This window comes from Rhizorhabdus histidinilytica (assembly GCF_900167915.1).
In the GTDB taxonomy this organism is placed as follows: domain Bacteria; phylum Pseudomonadota; class Alphaproteobacteria; order Sphingomonadales; family Sphingomonadaceae; genus Rhizorhabdus; species Rhizorhabdus histidinilytica.
On sequence record NZ_FUYM01000001.1, the window covers coordinates 613,518 to 635,361 of the forward strand.

Sequence of the window (21,844 nt, forward strand, 5' to 3'; positions counted from 1 at the left end):
GGAAAACAGCCGCTTATTGCAAGATATCATCCTGTCCGGCCGTGGCGGCGGCCGGGATAGTCGGATCGACGAGAACAGCGCGCGACGCCGGGCGATCGGTCGTGCCGCGCGGACAGGAGAGTTGCGATGAACATGGCCGCCGCGCGCCTCATCCCCGAGATGGGCGAATTCAACGTCTCCAACCATCTGCTCGGCGACCAGCCAGGGCTGAAGGCCGCCTGGGAGCGCGACGGCTACTGGTTCTTCCGCGACGTGCTCGACAAGCAGGCGATCGCCGAGCTCCGCCAGATCTACATGGACTATCTGGGCGAGCTGGGCGTCGCCGACCCGCAGGACCCGGAGGCCCGCTACAACGGCGCCGACCTGTCGGTGATGCCGGCGATGGTCAACGAGACCGCGATGAACGAGCGCCGGGTCGATCGGGTGCTGCACCGCGATCCGCGCATCGCCGCCTTCTTCGAACGATTGTTCGGCTGCGATCCCTTCTGGGTGCCGTTCACCGTCCATCGCCAGGTGCCGCCGGCCCGCGATCGCGATGCGCGGCGGCTGGAGTTCATCCACCAGGACGGCACCTATAATGACGGGCTCGACTTCCTGATCTGCTGGATTCCGCTGGCCGAGATCGCGCCCGAGGTTGGCGGGCTGGCGCTGGTCGAAGGGGTGCACCGGCGCGGCAGCCTCCACCGCAAGGACGGCATGAAGATCCTGCCGATCGCAGAGGAGGATATGGAGGTCGGGCGCTGGCGCAGCACCCATTACCGCCCCGGCGACGTGCTGCTGATGGACCTCAACACGCCCCATTCGGGCATCGCCAACCATTCGGACCGCTTCCGTCTGTCGGTCGACACGCGGATCATGCCGTCGGACGGCAACCTCCCGGTGGTCGGCACGATCGCGGCGGTCAGCGCCGAGGGCGTCACCATCGGCGATCGCGCGTTGCGCTTCGACGCGACCAGCTTCGTGCGCGGCCTGCGCGGCGACCAGATGCCGCTCGCCGATATTCCCGGCCGCTATCGCGTCGGGCAGGAGGTGATCGCCGCCGTCACCGGCGACCTCGTCCGCAACATGCGGCCCATCCAATAAGCTTCGAAGGACAGCCCATGCCCGAACCCACCCGCTATCTCGGCCGGCTGGCCGGCAAGGCCGCGATCGTCACCGGCGCCGGAGCGGCGGAGGACGAGATCGGCATCGGCCGTGCCATCGCCTTCATCATGGCGCGCGAGGGGGCGAAGGTCGCCTGCGCCGATCTCGACGGCGCGCGCGCCGAGGCGACCGCCGCGCAAATCCGCGCCGAGGGCGGCGAGGCGATCGCCGTCGCCGCCGACGTCAGTCTGCCCGAGGATTGCGAAGCGCTGGTAAAGGCTACGGTCAAGGCCTTCGGACAGCTCGATATTCTCGTCAACAATGTCGGCATCTCGGTGCCGACCAACCTGGAGACGATCACGCTCGACCTGTGGAACCGGACGATCGCCGCCAACCTGACCAGCGTCATGCTGATGAGTAAATATGCGGTGCCGGTGATGGCGGAGCGCGGCGGCGGATCGATCGTCAACATCTCGTCGCTGGCGGGCATGCGGGCGATGGGCGCGGTCGCCTATGGACCGTCCAAGGCGGCGATGGCGCAGCTCTCGCGCGAGATCGGCGTGCTGCACGGCCGGCAGGGTATCCGCGTCAACACCGTCGCACCCGGGCATGTCATGACCCCGCACGCGATGAGCAAGCTGCCCGCCAGCATGCGCGAGGCGCGCCGCAAGGTCGGCCCGCTCGGGATCGAGGGTGATGCATGGGACGTCGCCCAGGCGGTGCTGTTCGTCGCCAGCGACGAGGCCCGCTTCATCAACGGCGTCCACCTCGCGGTCGATGGCGGGGTGGAGGGGATCGGCCCGATGGTCGGCCACGCGCTGATCTCCGAGGCATGAGCGGCCTTCGGCTGCCACTGCTGCCCGAGGAGGTGACGCCCGCCTGGCTCGGCGAGGCGCTGTCGGCCCATGTGCCCGGCGTCGCCGTCGAGCGGATCGAGGTCACCGACATTCTCTGGGGCACCGGCACCAAGATGATGGTGACCGCCGTCTACAACCAGGCCGGCCGCGACGCTGGCCTGCCCGAGCGACTGTGCGTCAAGGCCGGGCTCGCCGAGCATCGCGAGCTGGTCAAATTCTGCTACCAGACCGAAGCCCGCTTCTTCGCCGAGATCGCGCCTCGGCTGTCGATCGGCCTGCCGCGCTGCTTCTTCGCGGCCGCCGATGCCGACCAGGGCGTGGTCATCATGGAGGATCTACGCCCGACCGGCGCGCAGATCTGCCGGGTGCAACAGCCGCTCAGCCGCGAACAGGCAGCCGGCTTCCTCGACGACCTCGCGGCGCTCCACGCGCGCTGGTGGAACAGCCCAGCGCTGGCCGACGAGGGCGAGTTGGGCTGGCTGATGCGGCACGATCCATTGCCCGACGAGGCGTGGGGCGATTTCGGGCGTGGCCAGCTCCAGCCCGAGGCCTGGGCGCATTATATGAGCCTGCCGCGTTCGCTCGGCCTCCCGCGCGTCTGCCGCGATCGCGAGACGATGCACGCCGCCTTGCGGGCGTTGCGCCGCTTCGCGCCCGGCGGGCCGACCTGCGTGATCCATGGCGACGCGCATCTCGGCAACATGTATCTCGATGCCCAAGGGCGGCCCGGCTTCCTCGACTGGCAGACCGCGCGGCGCGGCCATTGGGCGCAGGACGTTACCTATTTCTACGTGTCGGCGCTCGATCCGCTCGATCGCCGCGCCTGGGAACGCGACCTGATCGCCGGCTACCTCGCCGCGCTGCAACGCCATGGCGCGGCAGACGTGCCGAGCGAGGCGGAGGCCTGGACGGCGATCCGCGCGCATATGGTCTACGGCCTGTTCTACTGGATGGTGAACCCGGTCGAGTGGCAGGCCGAGGAGAATAATGCGGCGGTGGCGCCGCGCTTCGGCTGGGCGGCGGTCGACCTCGGCGCGCCGCCGGCCGAGGCTATGTAGCATCCGCACCACAGTCCATCGAAAAATAGGTTCGGGCTGCTTCCGGCGCACCTGATCATGGAGCCGATATGTCCGCGGCGCCGTTGCCTCACCGGGCTCTTTGGCTGTTCTCTTCCCCCGAAACAATAAGCCCAGGGCACGGCCCCGAGGGTGTCGAGAGGAGGAGGATCGTCATGGCATTTCATAGAAACTGTCTCCTGGCTTGCGCGGCTTCGCTGCTGCCCCAGCTCGCGGCGGCGCAGATCGCTTCGTCGCCGGCCGAGGCCGCTGTCACCGATGCCGGCGACACCGGCGAGATCATCGTCACCGCTCGCCGCCGCGCGGAGTCGCTGCAGGACGTGCCGATCTCGGTCAGCGCGATATCGGGCAAGGCACTGACCCAGGGCGGGGTCACCGACGCGCTCAGCTTCCAATCGCGGGTGCCATCGCTCAGCCTGACCAACCAGGGCACCACGCGGTCCGAGCTCGGCTTCTCGATCCGCGGCCAGCGTACCCAGGAATCGCAGCTTCTGACCGATCCGCCGGTCGGCACCTATTTCGCAGAGGTGGTGCAGGCGCGCAGCACCGGCTTCGCCAACACCCTCTACGATCTGGAATCGGTACAGGTGCTGAAGGGCGTGCAGGGCACGCTGTTCGGGCGCAACATGACCGGCGGCGCGGTGCTGGTCGAGCCGGCCAAGCCCACCGATCAGCTCGCCGCCGAGGTGCGCGGCCAGATCGGCAATTTCGATCTGCGCGATGCCTATGCGATGCTCAACCTGCCGATCGCCGACGGGATCGCGGTCCGCTTCGCCGGCAAGACCCGCGAGCGCGACGGCTTCACCAAGGACGTCAGCAGCGGTCGCGACTATGACGACCAGAATTACGACACGTTCCGCGTCTCGCTGGCGATCAAGCCGGCGGAGAACATCGAGTCGACCACGATCTTCGACTGGGTCCGCACTCGCGAGCACGGTACCGCGCTGGTCGGCACCGCCGCCAACCCCGCCGCGCCGGCGATCGCCGGCTATGCGGCGCTGCGCGGCTTCGGCATTCCGGTGTCGGACGTGCTGGCGCAGTTCGCCCAGCAGGCGGCGCGCCCGCACTACCGCTTCGACACCGCCGCGGGCGAGGACGGCACGCTCGACGCCTATGGCGTCAAGCCGTTCGAGCATCTGAAGAATTACGGGATCACCAACCGCAGCTCGATCGATCTGGGCGGCGTCACGATCAAGAACATCTTCGGCTATCGCCGGCTCAAGTTCAACCAGATCATGGACCTGGACGGCATCCCCGCCTTCCTGATCAACAGCAACCGCTTCCGCGACATCAAGCAATATAGCGAGGAGCTCCAGGCGCAGGGCAAGGCCTTCGACGATCGGCTGACCTATGTGGTGGGCGCCTATTATTTCCTGGAGAAGGGCACCGACGGATCGACGTCGAGCCAGTTCCCCGAGCTGGCGATCGCCGGTCAGGGTCTGCCGCTGACAACGCCGGCGTCGACCTTCCTCAACGCCTATGTCGGGCAGGGCAGGGCGAAGACGGGAGCGCTCTACGCGGCGGGCACCTATAATGTCACCGACCAGTTCAAGCTCTCGGCAGGCATCCGCTACACCGAGGACAAGCGCCGCGCGACGGTGACCGCCTATTATCCCAATCTCGGCGCCTGCCTGTTCCGGCTCGCCGACGGCACCACGCCGAGCCTCGCGAACTGCCCGCAGACCAACAGCAAGAAATGGGACGACGTCACCTGGGACGTGACCCTGCAATATGAGCCGAGCGACGACCTGACCGCCTATGTCTCCACCCGGCGCGGGTTCCGTGCCGGCGGCTTCTCGCTGCGGGCGGCCTCGACCGCCGAGCTGGCGCCGTTCAACCCGGAAACGGTGCAGGAATATGAGCTTGGCTTGAAGAACCGCGCCGATCTCGGCGGTGGCGCGACGCTCCGGACCAGCCTCGCACTGTTCTACCAGGACTATAAGAACGTCCAGAAGCAGGCCTCGTCGATCGACGCGGCGGGCAATGTCAACACGGTCATCACCAACACCGCCCGGCAGAAGCATTATGGCGGCGAGCTGGAGGCGACCCTGTCCGCGGGGCCGATCGACCTGACCGCCTTCTATTCCTATGTGAAGGTCGACATCAGCAAGGGCCGGCAGCCTGGCGAGTTCGAGCTGGTCGGCGCTCCGCACCACCAGCTCGGCGCCAATCTGAGCTACCGGCTGTCCTTGTCGGAGAGCATCGGCACGGCGTCGCTCAACGCCAATGTCGCCTATCGGAGCAAGCAGCATCTCGACAAGAACGACGTGCTCGCCACCGAGCCGGGCTATGCCCTGGTCAATCTGCGCGCGAACCTCGACAATATCGCTGGCACCGGCTTCGGGGCGGCGCTGTTCGTCAACAACGCGACCGACAAATATTATCGGATCGGCGTGATCGGCATCTACAACGAGGCCGGCTACATCTCGAGCGTCTATGGCGAGCCGCGCACCTACGGCCTGGAGGTTTCGTACCGCTTCTGAGGGTCCAAGGCGGGAACCTGGCGGCCGGCCCGACGCCGGCCGCCATTTTTTATGGTCAGTCGCGCCTGACGAAGCGGTTCGGGATGTCACCGAACAGATAGGCGCGGTTGGCCTCCTCGTCGAAGGCGTCGAGCGTCCAGCCGCCAGGGTGGAAGCTGGTGCGGATCGCCTCGGGTTCAGGGATCAGCGCCACCTCGTCGCCCTGGATGTAGAAGTCGCGGCCGCTGACATGGCCGGCGGCGTCGGTGCAGAGCCACACCACCAGCGCCGCGACATGCTCGGGCAGCGCGGTCATGCGTGGCGCCGCCATCGGCTTGTTCCACAGCAGCGGGATGCCGAGCCGAGCCGATTCGGCGATGGTCTCGTCGATCTCCGGCGTGTGGGTGCCGGTCAGGTGCGAGACCGGGCGGATCATGTTGCAGCGGACGCCGAACTCGCCCAGGTCGCGCGCGATCGAGCGGGTGAGGCCGAGCACGCCTTCCTTGGCGGCCGAGTAATTGGCCATCCCCCAATGGCCGAAGCCAGAGGGCGAACCGGTGTTGACGATCGCGCCCGATCGCTGGCCGATCATGTGCCGGGCGGCGGCGCGGCAGGTGTGGAAGGTCGCGGTCAGGCTGACGTCGACGCAGAGCTGCCAGTCATCGTCGGTCATCCGGTCGATCCGCGCCGGGCGGACGATGCCGGCATTGTTGACGAGGATGTCGATCCGGCCCCATTGGTCGATCGCCGCCTGGACAGTGGCCTCGGCGCCTTCGCGGGTCGCGACGCTCGAACATTGGCCGATCGCTTCGCCGCCCGCATCGCGTATCTCCTTGGCGATCGCCTCGGCCAGCGAGGCGTCGGCCGCCTCCGTACCATAGGGGCCGCCACCGAGATCGTTGACCACCACCCGCGCGCCCTGCTCGGCTAGCAGCATGGCCTCGGCCCGGCCGATATTGCGCCCGGCGCCGGTCACCACCGCCACCTTCCCTTCGAGTCTTCCCGCCATCCGTTCCTCCATCGTTTCGGCGGAGCCTAATCGGAGGCAGGAGAGGGGACCACGCCGGGCGGCGGCGCCATCATGCTGATGATGAGTTTGCCGTGCGGCGCGCGCATGATAGCCTGCGGGAAAGCGATGGAGGGAGAGGCCTTGAACAAGGATATCAGCGACGAGGAAAGCCGTCGCATCATGAACATGGCGACGGACGTGCGACCCGACGAGAACGTCCACCGCGATCCTGCGCTGGCGCCCCCGCCGGTGGCGAAGGCGCGGCCGGTCACCAGCCGGGAGAGCCGGATGATCATGGCGCTAGCGACCGACATGCGGCCGCTGGAGAATGTCCACCCGGAGCGTGACGAGGAGGCCTGAGATCGAGCTTCTGATCCGCACATCCTGAGGAGGGACTGAACGGAGGTGAAGGCCCGCCTCGAAAGTTATCAGGCCGTCATGTCCCCGGACATGACTGAAGACTCCTTCGAGACGCCATTTCGCCTTCGCTCAATGGCTCCTCAGGATGAGCGGAGCTCGGGGCAAGTTTCTAGGGCGCCGTGCCTTAAACATGACCCGTTCACCCTGAGGAGCCACTGAGCTTGGCGAAGTGGCGTCTCGAAGGGCTCTTCGAGACGGGCTTCGACTTCGCTCAGCCCTCCTCAAGGCGAGCGGATAAGGTGATCCCCGATTCACGGCGCGATGCTCTAGGTTTGCCGCAGGCTGCGAACCTATCCCCGCTCCACGTCGGGGCCAAAGTCGGGACCGGCCGTGGCGGTCCAGGGGAAATGCTCGAAATAGCGCGCGCCGGCCTCGGCCTGGTCATGGACCACGGTCAGCCGGCTCTCGTCGATGATCCGATCCAGCACGCCCGCGACCCGCTCGGCATCGAGGTCCGGATCGCAGACCTCGCCGGTCTCGGCCATCACCAGGCTCGACAGCCGCCCGCCGCCGGTCAGCCAGATGCGGCCCGACATTGTGCAGTCGCGGCTCAGGAACCAGGCCATCGCCGCGGCGACCTGTTCGGGCGCGAGGTGGTCGCGGAACCAAGCCACCGTCGCCGGGTCGGGGATCTGCTCGATCATCCGCGAATAGGAGGTCGGCATCACCGCGTTGACGAGGATGCCGAGCGGCCGGCCCTCGATCGCGGCGTCGAGGGTGAGGCCGAGCATCCCCGCCTTGGCCGCCGCATAGGGCGCGTTGCCGCCGACGCCGAGCGCGCCGTTCGAGCTGACGTTGAGAATGCGGCCGTATTTCTGCACCGCCATCAGCGCCCACACCGCGCGCATCAGGTGATGGCCGCCGATCAGGTTGGTCGCGTAATGGCGCTCGACATCCTCGTCCCGATGGGCGGTGAAGGAGCCCGCCAGCGCGGTGCCGGCATTGTTGACGAGGATGTCGACCCGCCCGAACGCGTCGAGCGCGGCGCGGACGATGGCGCGGGCCGCGTCGGCGGTTCCCACGGCCTGGCCGTTCGCCTCGGCCTGGCCGCCGGCGGCGCGGATCTCTGCAACCACCGCGTGCGCCGGACCGGGCGTGCCGTCCTGCTGGCCCAGCACGCCGCCGCCATAGTCGTTGACCAGCACCTGCGCCCCGCGCCGCGCCAGTTCGAGGGCATAGGCGCGCCCCATGCCGCCGCCCGCGCCGGTGACGATCGCGACCTGGCCGTCGAAGCGGATCATGATCCGGCCGCCTTGGCCAGCTCGGGCATCAGCTCGGCGCCTGAGGCGAAGGAGCTGGTCCATTCGGGCCTGGCTTCGAGCCGCGCCATCACCTCGTCGATCGGGCCGCTCGACAGATCCTCGATCGGTCCTTCAAGGATCTGGACGCGGCGGACATGACCGGCGCCGGCATGATAGATGCCGCCTGAGCCGCCGCAGCGATCGCTCGCCAGCCAGCCGACCACCGGTGCGACCCGGTCGGGAGAGGCGTAGTCGGCCCATTTCGCGTCGAAATGCGCCGCCGACATCGGCGTGTAGGCGGCCGGCGCGATCACGTTGATCCGGATGTCGGTGCCCTCGGGCACGTCCAGCGCGATCGAGCGGGCGAGGCCGACCATCGCCGCCTTGGAGGCGCCATAGGCGGGCGAGCGCATCTGGCCCCACAGGCCCGCGCTCGACGCGGTGAGGATGATCCGGCCATAGCCAGCCGCCGTCATCGCCGGCCACACCGCGTTCAGCCCATGGAGGCAGCCCCACAGGTTGATGTCGAACACCTCGCGCATCGCGTCGGCGGTGACGGCGCCGAACTCGCCCCAGCGCACCACCCCCGCATTGCTGACGAAGATGTCGATCCCGCCGAAGCGGCCGAGCGCGAGATCGGCCATCTCGACCGCCGCCGCCTCGGATTCGACCGGCCCGTCATGCGCCACTGCGCGGCCGCCCGCCGCGACGATCTCGTCGACCGTCGCCTGCGCCGCCGAAGCGCCGTCCGCGGCGGGCCGGTTGCTGACGACCACCGCGCAGCCGCGCGCGGCGAGCCAGCGGGCATAGGCGCGGCCGAGGCCCTTGGCCGCGCCGGTGACGATCGCCGTCCGGCCCGTGAAATCGAGCTCCGCCATCACAGCATCATCTGGCCGCCGTCGACGTTGATCGTCTGGCCGGTGACGTAGCGGCTGTCGTCGCTGGCCAAGAACAGCGCGGCGGGGCCGATATCCTCGGCGCAGTCGCCCAGATAGCCGAGCGCGACGAGCTTCATCACCTTCTCGGCCTCCTCGGGGAAGTCCTTGACCCATTGCTGGGCGATCGGGCTCAGCGCGGCGGGGCAGATCACGTTGACGCGGACCTTGTACTTGCCCAGTTCGCGCGCGGCGGTGCGCGACAGGCCGCGAATGGCCTCCTTGGTCGCGGCATAGGCGGCGAAGCCGACCCCGCCGTGGATGCCCTCATAGGATCCGAAGTTGATGATCGATCCGCCGCCGCGCTTCTTCATCGCGGGCAGCGCCGCCTGCATGTGCTGGAAGGTGCCGTAGAGCCCCGAATTGATCGTCAGCGCGAACAGATCGTCGTCGGTATCCTCGAACATCGCGCCGGGACGCGACGTCTGGGCATTATTGACCAGGATATCGAGGCCGCCGAACAGCTCGACCGCCTTGGCGACCGCCGCCTCGGCGTCGGCGCGGACCCCGGCGGTGCCGGCGATCCAGGCGGCATCGCCGCCGGCCGCCTTGAGCTCGGTGACCGCCGCTTCCAGCTTGTCGGGAGTGCGGCCGGTGATCAGGACCTTGGCGCCTTCGCGCGCGAATACCTGGGTGATGCCCTGGCCGACGCCCTGGCCGCCGCCGGTGATGATCGCGACCTTGCCGCTGAGCCTGCCCATCTTCGTCGTCTCCCGATCTATTCGCTGATGAATTCGCGCAAGGCGCGGTGGAAATTGGACACGCTCTTCTCCTGGACCGGGTTGGTGCGCGATCCGGTGAAGCCCCGCGAACGCATGCCGCGCTGCACCTCGGTCATGTTCTGGAAATCCTGCTCGAGGATCAGGCCCCAGCCGTCGTGATCCTTCCAGTCCGCGAAATATTGCCGTTCGAGCGGCGGCTCCTCGCCCTCGGGGTAGAGCAGCAGCGAATAGACCTCGAAGATGCAGCGCTCGGGATCGTCGCGGTCGGGCCGCGCGCGATAGGCGAGCATCGCGTCGGGTGCCGGCAGGAACACCATGTTGGGGAAGAGGTGCCAGTCGGCGCCGGCCCGGCCGATCTCCTCGGGGGTCAAAGCGGGGAAGGGGATGCCGCGCTCGCCGGCCGCCTCATGGGCGATCTGGCCGTATTTCATCAGCACATCGAGCAGGCTGGCGTCGGCTGGAAGCTCGTCGACCAGCCGGTCCATCAGCTCCGACATGTGCGGCGGGATCGAGGCCTTCAGGTCCTGTTCGAGCATCAGCACGAAGTCGCGGACATTGTGCCGGTAGTCGACCGCCCTGGCGGCCAGCCGCGGCGATCGCTCGCCCAGCGAGATGCGGCCGGGGGCGAGCTGGTAGCTGCCGTGCCGGCCCTCGGCATGGGCCAGCGCCTCGTCGTCGTGGACGGGCAGCAACTGGCTGTGAGTGGTCTGGACGTGATAGCCCTCGTTGAAGGCCTCCAGCGCGGTCTTCCAGTTGCAGGCGATGCCGGTCGACTTGTACCAGCGGTAGCGCATCTTCTCGAACGGATAGTTGCGGAACACGTCGGGCAGCGGCGCCAGGAATTCGAGCAGCGGCTCGGTCTCCTCGCTCATGCAGACGAACACCCAGCCGCCCCAGCGGTCGACCCGTACCTTGGGCAGGGCGATGTCCTCGTCCTTCAGGCTGCCGTCCCAATTGTCGCGGTCGACGACATGGGCGATCGTCCCGTCGAGCTTCCACGACCAGCCATGGAAACGGCAATGGAGCCGGGCGGCATGGCCGCAACCTTCGGTCAGCCGGCGGCCGCGATGCTGGCAGGCATTGTGATAGGCGGCGATGCGGTCGGGCGCGGTGCGGACGACGATGATCGACTCGTCGAGCACGTCATAGGTCACATAGTCGCCGACGCGGGGGATCTCCTCCTCGCGGCAGGCCATCTGCCAGGTCCGCGGCCAGAGCCGCTCGGTCTCGCGCCGGGCGAAGTCGCGCGAGACGTAATCCTCCTTGGGGATGAAGTCGTCCGGCCCGGCCTTGGCACGCCGGGTGATCTCGGGCTGCAACTGTTGCACTGGCTGATCCACGTCGCGATCCTCTCCCGGCGGACGCGAAGAAAGGACAGTGGCGACCCCTTCGCGTCAATGCGTTAAGGCGCCTTCCTGCACGCTCATCACCAATCTGATCGGTTGGCGGGGCCGATTGTGCCGCCCGGCAAAGCCCTCGATGGTCCGCCCGACACCAGAGGAGGGAGCGGCATGGCGCAGCGATGGTTCGTCACCGGCGTGACCGGCGGATTGGGGCAGGCACTGGCGACGGCGCTGCTCGATCGCGGCGATGTCGTCATCGGAACCGCACGGCGCGTCGCCGAGGCGGAGGCTTTCGCCGGCAGCCGGCCGGGCGCCGCGCTCGGCATCGCGCTCGACCTCGACGACCATGCCCGCATCCCGGCGGCGGTCGAGCAGGCGATGGGGCTGGCAGGTGGCAGGATCGACGTCGTCGTCAACAATGCCGGACGCAGCCTGTTCGCGCCGGTCGAGGAGACGCCGCTCGACGACGCCAAGGCGCTGTTCGCGACCAACGTCTTCGGGCCGATGGCGGTGATGCAGGCCTTCCTGCCGCATGTCCGCCGGCAGGGGCGGGGGACCTTCGTCAACATCTCCTCGGGCTGCGGGCTGATGGGCGTACCGGGCCTCGGGGCCTATTGCGCCAGCAAGTTCGCGCTCGAAGGCCTTTCCGAGACGGTGGCGATCGAGATGGCCGGCTTCGGCGGCCGGGTGATGCTGGTCGAGCCGGGCGCGGTGCGGACCCGTTTCATCAGCCATGGCACCGCCGAGGTCGGCGCGCGGGGCGGCCATTACGGTACTCTCGACGGCGGCAAGGGGCTGCTCGACGCCTATTATCAGGACAAGGCGATGGCGCCCGAGGCGGTGGTCGCCGCGATCCTGGCGGCGCTGGACGGCGGCGATCCGCCGCCGCGCCTGGTGCTGGGTGAGGATACGCGGCCGGGCGCGCGGGCGAAGTTCCAGGCGCTCGCCGATCTGCTGGCCGATTGACGGGAGAAGGACGATGACAGGCACCGACGCCGCCTGGGCCGATTATCAGCGCGTGATCGACCAAGCGCGCACCCGCGCGATGACGTCGAGCTGGGCGAGCACGCCGCAGCTTCGCGCGCAGGCGGCCTATTATATCTCGATGCTGCAGGCGTTCGGCTTCAACCTCTACATGGCGCCGCGGCAGGCCTATCCGACCTTCTTCTCGCACACCATCTTCACGCCGGTGGAATATCAATGGGGGGCGCCGAGCCCGGATTTCCGCTACCACTGGACCGCGATCGACGGCCGCCGCACCTACCGGATCTGGGGCCGGCGCGGCAATACGCGCTGGCTCGACATCCAAGCGCAGCATGGCTGGTGGGGAGACGCCGACCAGCGCAACCTGGCCAATTGGGATATCGACGAGTTCGAGCTGGGCGCTGACGGCAGCTTCGAGGCGATCGCCTCCGCCGATCCGCAGCCCGGCAACTGGATGAAGCTCGATCGCGACAGCCACAATATCTGCCTGCTGGTGCGCGACGTCTGGGACGACTGGGCCAATGCCGACGGCGCCACCATCCACATCGAATGCATCGACCGCGCGCCGTCCGACACCGTGCTGCTGAGCGAGGCGCAGATCGCCGAACGGCTCGGCAAGATCGCGCATATGACCAGCTTCTCGGTCGACTGGTACCAGGACATGTCGGACACGGTGCTGCGCGAGGCGGGCGGGTCCAACCGCCTGTGGCTGCCGACCATGTCGGTGTCGAACGTCGGCGGCAATCCGCGCGCGGTCTATATCCAGATGATCTACGACCTGGCCGAGGACGAGGCGCTGATCATCGACAGCGAAATCCCCGACTGCAAATATTGGTCGCTCCAGCTCGCCGATCCCTGGTTCCAGACCACCGACTATCGCTTCCACGCCAGCTCGATCAACGACAAGCAGGCGCGCCGCGACGCCGACGGTCGCGTGCGGATCGTGCTGAGCCCGCGCGATCCCGGCGTGCCCAACTGGGTCGATACGGCGGGCCTGCTCAAGGGATTGGGGATGTGGCGCTGGTATCTCTCGCCGAGCCATCCGGTGCCGGCGACCAGCAAGGTCAAGCTGGCCGAGGTGCGCGATCACCTGCCGGCCGATACGCCGACCGTTTCCCCGGCCGAACGCGCGGAGATGCTGGCGACCCGACAGGCCCAGGTCGCGCGGCGGTTCGGTTTCTGAGGGCCGATCAGCGCGGCTCGTGGTCGACGATCAGGCGGGTCAGCTTCATCGTCGTGATCAGCCATCGGCCGTCGCGCTTCTCATAGCTCTCGTGATAATGGCCGAAGCCGTGCAGGCGGCGCAGCGGCGCAGCGGGATCGTCGTCGTCCCAGCGGAGGATGTCCTCCATCGCCCAGATCGCCCGCGCCTCGGTGGGCGACAGGATCTCGACCTCGGGACAATGGCCGTGATGGACGCTGCGGCAGCGGGCGAGCGGGGTGCTCGCCGCCTCGACGATCGCGGCGCGGCCGCGGATGACGCCGCCCGGCACGTCGTCGCTGATGTCGAACAGCGCGTCCTCCGCGAACAGCGCGGCGAAGCCGGCCCAGTCCTTGGTGTCGACGCAGCGGAAATAGCGCGCCTTGACCGCGCGGACCTCCTCGATCGCCAGCAGCGTCTCGATCGCGTCCATCAGGCCGCTCCCGCGGCGGCGATCGACGCCATGATCTCGGCGCTGGTCGGGTTGCGGCGCAGCGTCAGCCCGCCGGTGACGTGGAAGGTCTCGCCGGTCATGAAGCATTCGTCGCCAGCCATGAACAGCGCGGCGTTGGCGACGTCGTCGACCGTACCGATCCGGCCCAGCGGATATTCGCGCGCATAGGCCTCGGCCATGCCGGGCACGTCGTAGGCGCCCAGCATCGGCGTGATGGTGAGGCCCGGCGACAGGATATTGGCGCGGATGCCATGCCGGCCATATTCATAGGCGACGAAACGGGTCATGTGGTTGAGCCCGGCCTTGGCGCCCATATAGCTGCAGTGGTTCTCCGACATGATGTCGGCGACGGCCGAGGAGACGGTGATGATCGATCCGCCCCGGCCGACGGGGCGCTTCATCCGCCCTACCATCGCCTGCATGAAGAACAGGCCGCCCTTGAAGATGATCGACAGCATCTCGTCGACCTGTTCCTCGGTCTCCTCCTCGAAGGGAGCGAGCGCGCCGGTCGCCGCGGCGTTGACCGCGATGTCGAGGCCGCCATGGCGGGCGACCACGGCATCGGCCAGCGTCTCGATCTCGGCGCGGCGGCGGACGTCGCAGGGGAGGGCGGTGGCGCCGGTCTCGGCGGCAAAGGCGTCGAGACCCTCGCGCCCGCGCCCGGAGACGACCACGGTCGCCCCTTCGTCGATGAAGCGCCGGGCGATCGCCTGGCCCATATTGCCCGCGCGCGTCGCGCCCATGATCAGCGCGACCTTGCCGTCCAGCCTGCCCATATCACCCTCTTCCTATGAGGACCGCGATCATGCGCCGGATGGAAAGCGCGGTACCAGCCGCCGGCGTCGAACATCACAGCCATGATCGACGAGGGCGGCCGGCCGTTCGGGCTCGCTTCGCCTTGCCGCGCTATGTCATGTGTCGCCGGGCAAGGACAAGGATCGCGGAGAGGGCGTGTCATGGGCATGAAATGGCTGAAGTCGACGGATTGCGTGGCGTTCGACGTGCGCGACAATGTCGCCCGGGTCACGCTGAACCGGCCCGAGAAGCGCAATGCCCTGTCCGCCCAGACGATCCGCGAGCTGCACGAGGCGCTGCTGGAGGCCGACGACCGGCGCGACGTCAACGCGATCCTGCTGTCGGGCGCCGGCAAGGATTTCTGCGCGGGATACGACCTGACCGACAGCTATGGCGGCGCGGCCGCGGCGGCGCCCGATTATGACGTCGACCAATATCGCACCCGCGCCGGCACCCTCGACGACGACATCTGGAATCTCGAGCGGCAGCAGGAACTCACGCTGATCATGCTCGATCTGCACAAGCCGATCGTCGCCAAGATCCAGGGCAATTGCCTGGCCGGCGGCACCGACCTGGCCTTTTCCTGCGATATCGTCCTCGCCGCCGATGATGCCCGGATCGGTTTTCCGGCGGCGCGCGCCAACGGCACCCCGCCGACCAATTTGTGGTTCTATCATTGCGGCCCGCAATGGTCGAAGCGGATGCTGTTCACCGGCGATACCATCAGCGGGATCGATGCCGCGCGGATCGGCCTGGTGCTGGAAGCCTATCCCGCCGAGGAGATCGACGCCGAGGCTGACGAGGTGGTGCGTCGCATCGCCTGTGTGGATGCCGAGATATTGGCCACCCACAAGCGGGTGATCAACATGCAGATGGAACTGGCGGGCGCCAAGCTGTCGCAGCGCTATGCTGCCGAACTCGACGCGCGCGCCCATCTCAGCCAGGGACCGCGCCGCAGCCAGTTCCGCAAGGACATGGCGGAAAAGGGGCTCAAGGAGGCACTGACCAACCGCGACGCGCCGTTCGGCAACAGCCGGGTAGCACTCCGGGCGCGCCGTCCGGTGAGCTGATCACCCCAGCGCCCGACCCCAGAATGCCTGGGCGTCGGCATCGAGCATGTCCGCGCCATAGGTGATGCGGCCGTCCTCGACGCGATAGAGCATCGCCCATTCATAACGTATGTCCTCGCCGGTCGCGCGGCTGCGGCGATAAGCGCGGGCCTGGACCAGCGCGCACTGCTCGTCGATCCCATGGATCGCGACGATCTCGTCGCTACGCTCGGAGATCGCCGCCGCGCAGCGGGCGACAAAATCTAGAAAGGCGTCGCGACCGACCAGCATCTCCTTTGTGCCGGAAGGACCGAACAGGCTGTAGCGGGCGTCGGGATGGATATGCGCCCAACTGTCGGCGCGCGAACGGTCGATCGTCGCGATCGCATCCCATTCCTCGGCAGCGCCGAAGCGAAACACCGTCCGCAGCAGCTTCTCCGCTTCGTTCATGCCAACCTTCCTCAACCGCGGGCGAGCACCACCGTCGCCTCGCTCGACAACACCCCGCCATTGCCATGCGCCACCGCCAGTTCGGCGCGCTTCAACTGACGCTCGCCGGCTTCGCCCCGCAACTGCCGGACCGCCTCGACCAGCAGGAACAGCCCGTACATGCCGGGATGCACGCAGGAGAGGCCACCGCCGTTGGTGTTGACCGCCAGCCGTCCGCCCGGCGCGATCGCGCCGTCGGCGACGAAGCGGCCGCCTTCGCCCTTGGGGCAGAAGCCGAGATCCTCAAGGAACAGGATCGGGGTGATGGTGAAGGCGTCGTAGACCATCGCCAGATCGATGTCGGCCGCCGTCACCCCCGCCTGGGCGAAAGCCTGCGGACCTGAGATCGCAGCTCCCGTCACCGTCAGGTCGGGCATCGAGCTGATCTCACGATGGGTGACGGCATGCGCCGCGCCCAGCACCGGAATCGGCCGCCTGGCGCAGTCCCTGGCCCGGTCGGCCCGCACCATCACCACCGCCGCGGCGCCGTCGTTGAACAGGCAGCAGTCCCGCACGCTCAGCGGATCGGAGACCATCCGCGCCGCCAGCACCTCGTCGATCGTCAGCGGATCGCGCACCGCGGCCTCGGGGTTGAGCTGCGCCCAGCGCCGCGCCGCCACCGCCACCTCGGCGAGTTGGGCGCGCGTGGTGCCGTAGAGATGCATGTGCCGGCTTGCCGCCAGCGCATAGGAGGAGATCGGTGCGACCGGCCGGTAGGGGGCTTCCCACGGGCTCTGGCGGGTCATGCCGACGCCGGGCGGCGGGTTGCTCGCCGGATTCGAGCCATAGGCGATCAGCGCGCAATCGATCAGCCCCGCTTCGAGCGCGAGCGCCGCCTGCTGGACATAGACCTCGAACGCCGAGCCGCCGGTGCGGTTGCAATCGACGACCTTTGGAGTGAGCCCGAGATATTCGGAAAGCTCCATGCCTCCCAACGCCTCATAGGGCGCCGAGGTGTAGAGCGCGTCGACGTCGGCCAGCGACAGGCCGGCATCGGCGAGCGCCAGCATCGCCGCGCGCGCGGCCATGTCGACGGCCGAGACGCCGGGGCACCTGCCGATGCCGAAGGTGGCGGCGCCGACGATCGCGGTGCGCCCGCGCGGGAAACCATGGCTCATGCTCATGCCGGCACGAAGACGAGCAGCGGCTTGTCCCCCTCCTGGACGATGCGCGCGGCGACATCCATGCCGATGCGGACCGCATCCACATCGGCCCCGTCGATCCGGCTCATCAGTCGCGGGCCCTCGGCCAGGTCGACCAGCACGACATTGTAGCTGTCCGCGGGGTCCTTCTTGCGGACGACGGTGACGGCGTGGACGACGCCCTTGCCCGACGCCTCCACCCATTCGAGGTCGTCGGCGCCGGTGCCGGGCTCGACGATACGCGGGTAGAAGACATGGCCGCCAGTCGACCGGCTGCGCTGGATCATGAAGCGCCCTTCGGCCAGATGCGCGCGCCACTCCGCTTCGGGGTGGATCATAGCGGTCATTCTCCCCTGAAGACCGGCTTGCGCTTCTCGCGGAAGGCGCGGAGGCCTTCCTCATGGTCCTCGCTGCGGCTCGCGATCGGCTGCATGGTGAACTCCATGTCGAGATATTGCTCGAAGCCGGCGTTCCAGGAGAGGTCGAACTGGCGCTTGGCGAGGCCCATCGCGATGCTCGGGCCGGCGGCGAAGCTCTCGGCCAGCTCCATCGCGCGTTCCATCAGCTTGTCGTCGGTGGTCTTCTCGAGCACCAGGCCCAGCGACAGCGCCTCGTCTGCGCCGATGATCCGGCCCGAATAGACCAGCTCCTTGGCCTTCTGGACGCTGATCTGCTGGCGGAGCTGCCAGACCAGGCCGCCGTCCGGCGCCAGCGCGATGTTGCGGAAGATCGCGGCGAACCGGGCCTTCTCGGCCGCCAGCACGACGTCGCAGGCGAGCGCGTAGGACCAGCCTACCCCGACGCACACGCCCGGCACCGCCGCGATGGTCGGCTTCTTGAGCGTGTGGATCGCCCGCGCGATGCGGTTGAGCGTGTGCATACGGTCCATCGATCCGACCACGCCGCCCCGGCCCATGCCGCCGACGTCCATGCCCGAGCAGAAGGCGCCGTTCGCGCCGGTCAGGATCGCGGCGCGGATCTCATGGTCGAGCGCGATCTGCTCGAAGGCGCCATAGAGCTGGCCACGCATCTCCTGGGTGATCGCGTTCCTGGTTTCGGGGCGGTCGAGCGTCACGATCGCGACCGCTCCCCGCTTCTCCACACTGATCGTCATCTGGGCGCTCCAAGCCGAATTTCGACGCCCGGTGTGTTGGCGCGGGGTGCGATGGTCAAGCGAGCCGGGAAACATCGCAGACGTGATGAGCGCGGCCGACGATGGCAAGCGGCGGGCCCGGCGATTATCTCGCGCTCAGGTTGCGGGAGGACAGGACGGACATGAAGGAAGCGGCGATCGTCGCCACCGCGCGGACCCCGATCGGCAAGGCCCATCGCGGTTCGCTCAACAACGTCCATGGCGCCACCATGGCCGGCCATGCGATCGCGGCCGCGGTGTCGCGCGCCGGGATCGATCCGGGCGAGGTCGAGGACGTGCTGCTCGGCTCGGCGCGCTGCGAAGGCGCGGTCGGATCGAATATCGCGCGGCAGGCGGCGCTGCGGGCCGGCCTGCCGGTCGAGGTGTGCGGCGTCACGCTCGACCGCAAATGCTCGTCGGGCCTGCAGACCATCGCCTTCGCCGCCCAGCGCATCCGGGCCGGAGAGGGCGGCATCTACGTCGTCGGCGGCGTCGAGACGGTGTCGCTGGTCGATCCGCACCGCAACGCGTTCCGCACCCGGGACGACTGGCTGGTCGAGCACAAGCCCGAAATCTACATGGCGATGAACCTGACCGGCGACATCGTCGCCCGCCGCTACGGCGTCAGCCGCGAGGCGCAGGACGAATTCGCGGTGGCGAGCCAGGCGCGCGCCGCCGCCGCCCAGGAGCTGGGCCATTTCGATGCGGAGATCGTGCCGATCGACGTCACCCGCAACCTCGTCGACAAGGCGCTGGCGGTGACCGGGCAGGAGGAGGTCCGGTTCGGGCGCGACGAGTGCAACCGGCCGGGCACCGACGTCGAAGGGCTGGCGAGGCTCCAGCCGCTGTTCGAGGGCGGCACCGTCACCGCCGGCAATTGCAGCCAGCTTTCGGACGGGTCGAGCGTCTGCGTGGTGATGGACGCCGACGAGGCGGCACGGCGCGGCATCCCGATCCTCGGCCTCTACAAGGGGATGCAGGTCGCGGGTTGCGAGCCCGACGAGATGGGGATCGGCCCGGTGTTCGCGGTGCCGAAGCTGCTCGATCGCGCGGGGCTGTCGGTCGACGACATCGACCTGTGGGAGCTCAACGAGGCCTATGCCAGCCAGGCGCTCTATTGTCGCGATCGGCTTGGCATCCCGCAGGAACGGCTCAACGTCGACGGCGGCGCGATCGCGCTCGGCCATCCATTCGGCATGACCGGTTCCCGGATGACGGGCCATGCCCTGCTCGCCGGCCGCCGGCTCGGCGCCCGCAATGCGGTGGTGACGATGTGCATCGGCGGCGGGATGGGGGCGGCGGCGCTGTTCGAGCTGGTCTGACACCGGCGCGAGGCCAAGCCTTCACAACCGCGATATCCTTCCGCGCCGGCCGCGCGGGGACTGCCAAGCGACGCCGAACATGGCAGAGCAGGGTTCGAACGACCGGTGCGCCGGAAACAGAAAGGCTGATCGATGACCAACAGGGCCGTGCCCGACGCCGGGACCCAGATCGAGATCTACCGCCGCATGGCGCTGATCAAGGCCAATGACGAACGCTCGCGCAAGGTGATCATGACCGGCCGCCTGGTCATGCCCTATTACAGCCCGCGCGGGCAGGAGGTGATCCCCAGCGCGATCTCGGTCAACCTGACCGACGAGGATTATGTCTGCACCATCTATCGCGGCAGCCATGACCAGCTCGCCAAGGGGCTGCCGCTCAAGGACCTGTGGGCCGAGGTCGCCGGACGCACCACCGGCACCTGCAAGGGCAAAGGCGGCCCGATGCACGTCACCTACCCGACCAAGGGGATCATGGTGACGACCGGCATCGTCGGATCGACCATGCCGATCGCCAACGGCCTCGCCTGGGCCTCGCAGCTGCGTGGCGACGGACGGGTGACGGTCGCCAATTTCGGCGACGGCGCCGCGAATATCGGCGCCTTCCACGAATCGCTCAACCTGGCGTCGGTGTGGAAGCTGCCGGTGATCTTCGTGTGCCAGAACAACGAATGGGGCGAGCACACCGCCTATGACAAGACCAGCAACGTCAGGGTCGCCGATCGCGCCGCCGCCTATGGGATTCCGGGCGAGCGCGTCGACGGCAACGATCCCTTCGCGATGTACGCCGCCGCCCGCGAGGCGATCGAGCGCGCCCGCGCCGGCGAGGGGCCGACGCTGATCGAGGCGATGACCTACCGTTTCCACGGTCACGTCTTCGGCGACCAGGACGCCTATATGGACAAGGAGCGCAAGGCGCGGGCGATGGCCGATGATCCGGTGCCCCGTTTCCGCGCCCGGCTGATCGCCGACGGCGTCGCCAGCGAGGAGCAGCTCGCCGAGATGGAGGCCGGAATCGAGGCGCAGATCGACGAAGCGGTCGAATTCGCGCTCGCCAGCGACTTCCCCGGTGTCGAGGAACTGAAGCGCGACGTGTTCGCGGAGGAGCTCAACTGATGGCTACCCAGACCGCTGCCAAGCCCGCCAAGGCCAATATCCTCCAGGCGATCAACGCCGCCATCGCCGACGCGATGGAGGCCGACGACAATGTCGTGGTGCTCGGCGAGGATGTCGCCGATCCCGAGGAAGGGGGCGTCTGCGGGGTGACCAAGGGCCTGTCGTCGCGCTTCGGCGATGCGCGCGTCCGTTCGACCCCGATCTCCGAGCAGGCGATCGTCGGCGCCGCGATCGGCGCTTCGCTGGTCGGCTTCAAGCCGGTCGCCGAGATCATGCTGATGAACTTCACGACGGTGGCGATGGACATGATCGTCAACCACGCCGCCAAGCTGCGCTTCATGTCGGGCGGCCAGACCCATGTGCCGATCGTGATCCGCACCATGACGGGCACCGGCTTCGCCTCAGGCGGGCAGCATTGCGACTATCTGGAGGCGTGGTTCGCCCACACCGCCGGGATCAAGGTGGTGGCGCCGTCAAGCCCGCGCGACGCCTATGGACTGATGCGCAGCGCGATCGACGATCCCGATCCGGTGCTGTTCATCGAGAATCTGCCGACCTACTGGACACCGGCCGAGGCGCCCGAGAAGGACCATCGCGTGCCGATCGGCAAGGCGAACCTGCTCAGCGAGGGCAACGACGTCACCATCATCGCCTATGCCCGGATGATCCAGGAGGCGATGCCGGCGGTAGCCCAGCTCGCCGAGGCGGGGATCTCGGCCGAGCTGATCGACCTGCGCACCATCGCGCCCTGGGATCGCGACACTGTGCTGGCGTCGGTCGCCAAGACCGGCCGGGCGATGATCGTGCATGAGGCCGTCACCCCGTTCGGGGTCGGCGCCGAGATCGCCTCGGTGCTGAACGAGGAGCTGTTCGGCAAGCTCAAGGCGCCGGTGAAGAGACTCGGCGGCGCCTTCTGCGCGGTGCCCTTCTCCAAGCCGCTGGAGACGGCCTTCGCGCCGCAGACCGCCGATATCGCCGCCGCCGCCAAGGCGTTGATGGCTTGAAGATTTTAGCC

The 21,844-nt window shown here is 68.2% G+C and carries 22 protein-coding genes; 11 read left to right on the plus strand and 11 right to left on the minus strand.

Features of this window, described 5'->3' with window-relative positions; all coding sequences use genetic code 11:
- Positions 1-126: 126 nt before the first annotated feature.
- From B5X82_RS02920 to B5X82_RS02935, 4 genes are all read left to right on the plus strand, one after another.
- On the plus strand, positions 127-1,083 hold the full coding sequence (locus B5X82_RS02920; RefSeq protein ID WP_079646516.1) for a phytanoyl-CoA dioxygenase family protein: 957 nt from the start codon (positions 127-129) through the stop codon (positions 1,081-1,083).
- A 17-nt stretch (positions 1,084-1,100) separates the two neighbouring features.
- Positions 1,101-1,919 carry an SDR family NAD(P)-dependent oxidoreductase gene (locus B5X82_RS02925; RefSeq protein WP_079646517.1) on the plus strand — a complete coding sequence of 273 codons (819 nt, stop codon included), beginning with the start codon at positions 1,101-1,103 and terminating at the stop codon, positions 1,917-1,919.
- On the plus strand, positions 1,916-2,998 hold the full coding sequence (locus B5X82_RS02930) for a phosphotransferase (RefSeq protein WP_079646518.1): 1,083 nt from the start codon (positions 1,916-1,918) through the stop codon (positions 2,996-2,998). Before B5X82_RS02925 ends, B5X82_RS02930 begins: the two co-directional genes overlap by 4 nt.
- Before the next feature lie 173 nt (positions 2,999-3,171).
- A complete protein-coding gene (locus B5X82_RS02935) occupies positions 3,172-5,499 on the plus strand; it encodes a TonB-dependent receptor (protein ID WP_079646519.1) in 2,328 nt (775 codons plus the stop codon).
- A gap of 55 nt (positions 5,500-5,554) precedes the next feature.
- Here the strand turns inward: B5X82_RS02935 and B5X82_RS02940 are convergent, their stop codons facing one another.
- Positions 5,555-6,487, minus strand: a complete 933-nt coding sequence (locus B5X82_RS02940) for an SDR family NAD(P)-dependent oxidoreductase (RefSeq protein ID WP_079646708.1) — start codon at positions 6,485-6,487, stop codon at positions 5,555-5,557.
- A 141-nt stretch (positions 6,488-6,628) separates the two neighbouring features.
- On the opposite strand from B5X82_RS02940, the gene B5X82_RS02945 reads away from it, so the two are divergent.
- Entirely contained in the window at positions 6,629-6,847 is a 219-nt protein-coding gene (locus B5X82_RS02945) for a hypothetical protein (protein WP_223811325.1), read from the plus strand.
- Positions 6,848-7,197: 350 nt separating this feature from the next.
- On the opposite strand, the gene B5X82_RS02950 is transcribed toward B5X82_RS02945, so the two are convergent.
- The 4 genes from B5X82_RS02950 to B5X82_RS02965 are packed head-to-tail and all read right to left on the minus strand — an operon-like array spanning position 7,198 to position 11,145.
- The gene (locus B5X82_RS02950) at positions 7,198-8,148 is read right to left on the minus strand and encodes an SDR family NAD(P)-dependent oxidoreductase (protein ID WP_079646520.1); all 951 of its coding nucleotides are present in this window, start codon (positions 8,146-8,148) and stop codon (positions 7,198-7,200) included.
- Entirely contained in the window at positions 8,145-9,026 is an 882-nt protein-coding gene (locus B5X82_RS02955; RefSeq protein ID WP_079646521.1) for an SDR family NAD(P)-dependent oxidoreductase, read from the minus strand. The genes B5X82_RS02950 and B5X82_RS02955 overlap by 4 nt, the downstream gene beginning before the upstream one ends.
- Positions 9,026-9,784, minus strand: a complete 759-nt coding sequence (locus B5X82_RS02960) for an SDR family NAD(P)-dependent oxidoreductase (protein WP_079646522.1) — start codon at positions 9,782-9,784, stop codon at positions 9,026-9,028. The genes B5X82_RS02955 and B5X82_RS02960 overlap by 1 nt, the downstream gene beginning before the upstream one ends.
- A gap of 17 nt (positions 9,785-9,801) precedes the next feature.
- On the minus strand, positions 9,802-11,145 hold the full coding sequence (locus B5X82_RS02965; RefSeq protein WP_079646523.1) for an aromatic ring-hydroxylating dioxygenase subunit alpha: 1,344 nt from the start codon (positions 11,143-11,145) through the stop codon (positions 9,802-9,804).
- Between the two features lie 171 nt (positions 11,146-11,316).
- Between B5X82_RS02965 and B5X82_RS02970 the strand changes: the two genes are divergently transcribed.
- Both B5X82_RS02970 and B5X82_RS02975 read left to right on the plus strand, forming a co-directional pair.
- Complete coding sequence (locus B5X82_RS02970) at positions 11,317-12,114, plus strand: SDR family oxidoreductase (RefSeq protein ID WP_079646524.1); 798 nt, start codon at positions 11,317-11,319, stop codon at positions 12,112-12,114.
- Between the two features lie 13 nt (positions 12,115-12,127).
- On the plus strand, positions 12,128-13,315 hold the full coding sequence (locus tag B5X82_RS02975) for a DUF1214 domain-containing protein (protein WP_079646525.1): 1,188 nt from the start codon (positions 12,128-12,130) through the stop codon (positions 13,313-13,315).
- Between the two features lie 7 nt (positions 13,316-13,322).
- Here the strand turns inward: B5X82_RS02975 and B5X82_RS02980 are convergent, their stop codons facing one another.
- Together B5X82_RS02980 and B5X82_RS02985 are read right to left on the minus strand one after the other, a co-directional pair.
- On the minus strand, positions 13,323-13,766 hold the full coding sequence (locus B5X82_RS02980; RefSeq protein ID WP_079646526.1) for a nuclear transport factor 2 family protein: 444 nt from the start codon (positions 13,764-13,766) through the stop codon (positions 13,323-13,325).
- The gene (locus B5X82_RS02985) at positions 13,766-14,563 is read right to left on the minus strand and encodes an SDR family NAD(P)-dependent oxidoreductase (protein ID WP_079646527.1); all 798 of its coding nucleotides are present in this window, start codon (positions 14,561-14,563) and stop codon (positions 13,766-13,768) included. The genes B5X82_RS02980 and B5X82_RS02985 overlap by 1 nt, the downstream gene beginning before the upstream one ends.
- A 186-nt stretch (positions 14,564-14,749) precedes the next feature.
- Between B5X82_RS02985 and B5X82_RS02990 the strand changes: the two genes are divergently transcribed.
- The gene (locus tag B5X82_RS02990) at positions 14,750-15,652 is read left to right on the plus strand and encodes a crotonase/enoyl-CoA hydratase family protein (protein ID WP_235862581.1); all 903 of its coding nucleotides are present in this window, start codon (positions 14,750-14,752) and stop codon (positions 15,650-15,652) included.
- Here B5X82_RS02990 and B5X82_RS02995 read toward each other — a convergent pair whose 3' ends face one another.
- From B5X82_RS02995 to B5X82_RS03010, 4 genes are read right to left on the minus strand one after another with little or no spacing between them, the layout of a single operon-like run.
- Positions 15,653-16,081 carry a nuclear transport factor 2 family protein gene (locus tag B5X82_RS02995; protein ID WP_079646529.1) on the minus strand — a complete coding sequence of 143 codons (429 nt, stop codon included), beginning with the start codon at positions 16,079-16,081 and terminating at the stop codon, positions 15,653-15,655.
- Positions 16,082-16,092: 11 nt separating this feature from the next.
- Positions 16,093-17,238: a thiolase gene (locus B5X82_RS03000; RefSeq protein ID WP_079646710.1), complete on the minus strand. Its 1,146-nt coding sequence runs from the start codon at positions 17,236-17,238 to the stop codon at positions 16,093-16,095.
- A 2-nt stretch (positions 17,239-17,240) separates the two neighbouring features.
- Positions 17,241-17,609, minus strand: a complete 369-nt coding sequence (locus B5X82_RS03005; RefSeq protein WP_223811324.1) for a Zn-ribbon domain-containing OB-fold protein — start codon at positions 17,607-17,609, stop codon at positions 17,241-17,243.
- Entirely contained in the window at positions 17,606-18,376 is a 771-nt protein-coding gene (locus tag B5X82_RS03010; protein WP_079646531.1) for an enoyl-CoA hydratase/isomerase family protein, read from the minus strand. Before B5X82_RS03010 ends, B5X82_RS03005 begins: the two co-directional genes overlap by 4 nt.
- A gap of 161 nt (positions 18,377-18,537) precedes the next feature.
- Between B5X82_RS03010 and B5X82_RS03015 the strand changes: the two genes are divergently transcribed.
- The 3 genes from B5X82_RS03015 to B5X82_RS03025 all read left to right on the plus strand — a co-directional run bounded on the left by B5X82_RS03015 (position 18,538) and on the right by B5X82_RS03025 (position 21,833).
- Positions 18,538-19,716 (plus strand): acetyl-CoA C-acyltransferase, encoded by a 1,179-nt coding sequence (locus B5X82_RS03015; protein ID WP_079646711.1) that lies wholly within the window; start codon positions 18,538-18,540, stop codon positions 19,714-19,716.
- Positions 19,717-19,848: 132 nt separating this feature from the next.
- Positions 19,849-20,829, plus strand: coding sequence for a thiamine pyrophosphate-dependent dehydrogenase E1 component subunit alpha (locus B5X82_RS03020; RefSeq protein ID WP_079646532.1), 981 nt, complete (start codon positions 19,849-19,851; stop codon positions 20,827-20,829).
- Positions 20,829-21,833, plus strand: coding sequence for an alpha-ketoacid dehydrogenase subunit beta (locus tag B5X82_RS03025; protein ID WP_079646533.1), 1,005 nt, complete (start codon positions 20,829-20,831; stop codon positions 21,831-21,833). Before B5X82_RS03020 ends, B5X82_RS03025 begins: the two co-directional genes overlap by 1 nt.
- The last annotated feature ends 11 nt before the right edge of the window (positions 21,834-21,844 follow it).

Bases quoted from the DNA above. Each gene is read 5' to 3' on its own strand.
- B5X82_RS02920 (WP_079646516.1), top strand. From the start codon at position 127: ATGAACATGGCCGCCGCGCGCCTCATCCCCGAGATGGGCGAATTCAAC.
- B5X82_RS02925 (WP_079646517.1), top strand. From the start codon at position 1,101: ATGCCCGAACCCACCCGCTATCTCGGCCGGCTGGCCGGCAAGGCCGCG.
- B5X82_RS02930 (WP_079646518.1), top strand. From the start codon at position 1,916: ATGAGCGGCCTTCGGCTGCCACTGCTGCCCGAGGAGGTGACGCCCGCC.
- B5X82_RS02935 (WP_079646519.1), top strand. From the start codon at position 3,172: ATGGCATTTCATAGAAACTGTCTCCTGGCTTGCGCGGCTTCGCTGCTG.
- B5X82_RS02940 (WP_079646708.1), bottom strand. From the start codon at position 6,487: ATGGCGGGAAGACTCGAAGGGAAGGTGGCGGTGGTGACCGGCGCCGGG.
- B5X82_RS02950 (WP_079646520.1), bottom strand. From the start codon at position 8,148: ATGATCCGCTTCGACGGCCAGGTCGCGATCGTCACCGGCGCGGGCGGC.
- B5X82_RS02955 (WP_079646521.1), bottom strand. From the start codon at position 9,026: ATGGCGGAGCTCGATTTCACGGGCCGGACGGCGATCGTCACCGGCGCG.
- B5X82_RS02960 (WP_079646522.1), bottom strand. From the start codon at position 9,784: ATGGGCAGGCTCAGCGGCAAGGTCGCGATCATCACCGGCGGCGGCCAG.
- B5X82_RS02970 (WP_079646524.1), top strand. From the start codon at position 11,317: ATGGCGCAGCGATGGTTCGTCACCGGCGTGACCGGCGGATTGGGGCAG.
- B5X82_RS02975 (WP_079646525.1), top strand. From the start codon at position 12,128: ATGACAGGCACCGACGCCGCCTGGGCCGATTATCAGCGCGTGATCGAC.
- B5X82_RS02980 (WP_079646526.1), bottom strand. From the start codon at position 13,766: ATGGACGCGATCGAGACGCTGCTGGCGATCGAGGAGGTCCGCGCGGTC.
- B5X82_RS02985 (WP_079646527.1), bottom strand. From the start codon at position 14,563: ATGGGCAGGCTGGACGGCAAGGTCGCGCTGATCATGGGCGCGACGCGC.
- B5X82_RS02990 (WP_235862581.1), top strand. From the start codon at position 14,750: ATGAAATGGCTGAAGTCGACGGATTGCGTGGCGTTCGACGTGCGCGAC.
- B5X82_RS02995 (WP_079646529.1), bottom strand. From the start codon at position 16,081: ATGAACGAAGCGGAGAAGCTGCTGCGGACGGTGTTTCGCTTCGGCGCT.
- B5X82_RS03000 (WP_079646710.1), bottom strand. From the start codon at position 17,238: ATGAGCCATGGTTTCCCGCGCGGGCGCACCGCGATCGTCGGCGCCGCC.
- B5X82_RS03005 (WP_223811324.1), bottom strand. From the start codon at position 17,609: ATGACCGCTATGATCCACCCCGAAGCGGAGTGGCGCGCGCATCTGGCC.
- B5X82_RS03010 (WP_079646531.1), bottom strand. From the start codon at position 18,376: ATGACGATCAGTGTGGAGAAGCGGGGAGCGGTCGCGATCGTGACGCTC.
- B5X82_RS03015 (WP_079646711.1), top strand. From the start codon at position 18,538: ATGAAGGAAGCGGCGATCGTCGCCACCGCGCGGACCCCGATCGGCAAG.
- B5X82_RS03020 (WP_079646532.1), top strand. From the start codon at position 19,849: ATGACCAACAGGGCCGTGCCCGACGCCGGGACCCAGATCGAGATCTAC.
- B5X82_RS03025 (WP_079646533.1), top strand. From the start codon at position 20,829: ATGGCTACCCAGACCGCTGCCAAGCCCGCCAAGGCCAATATCCTCCAG.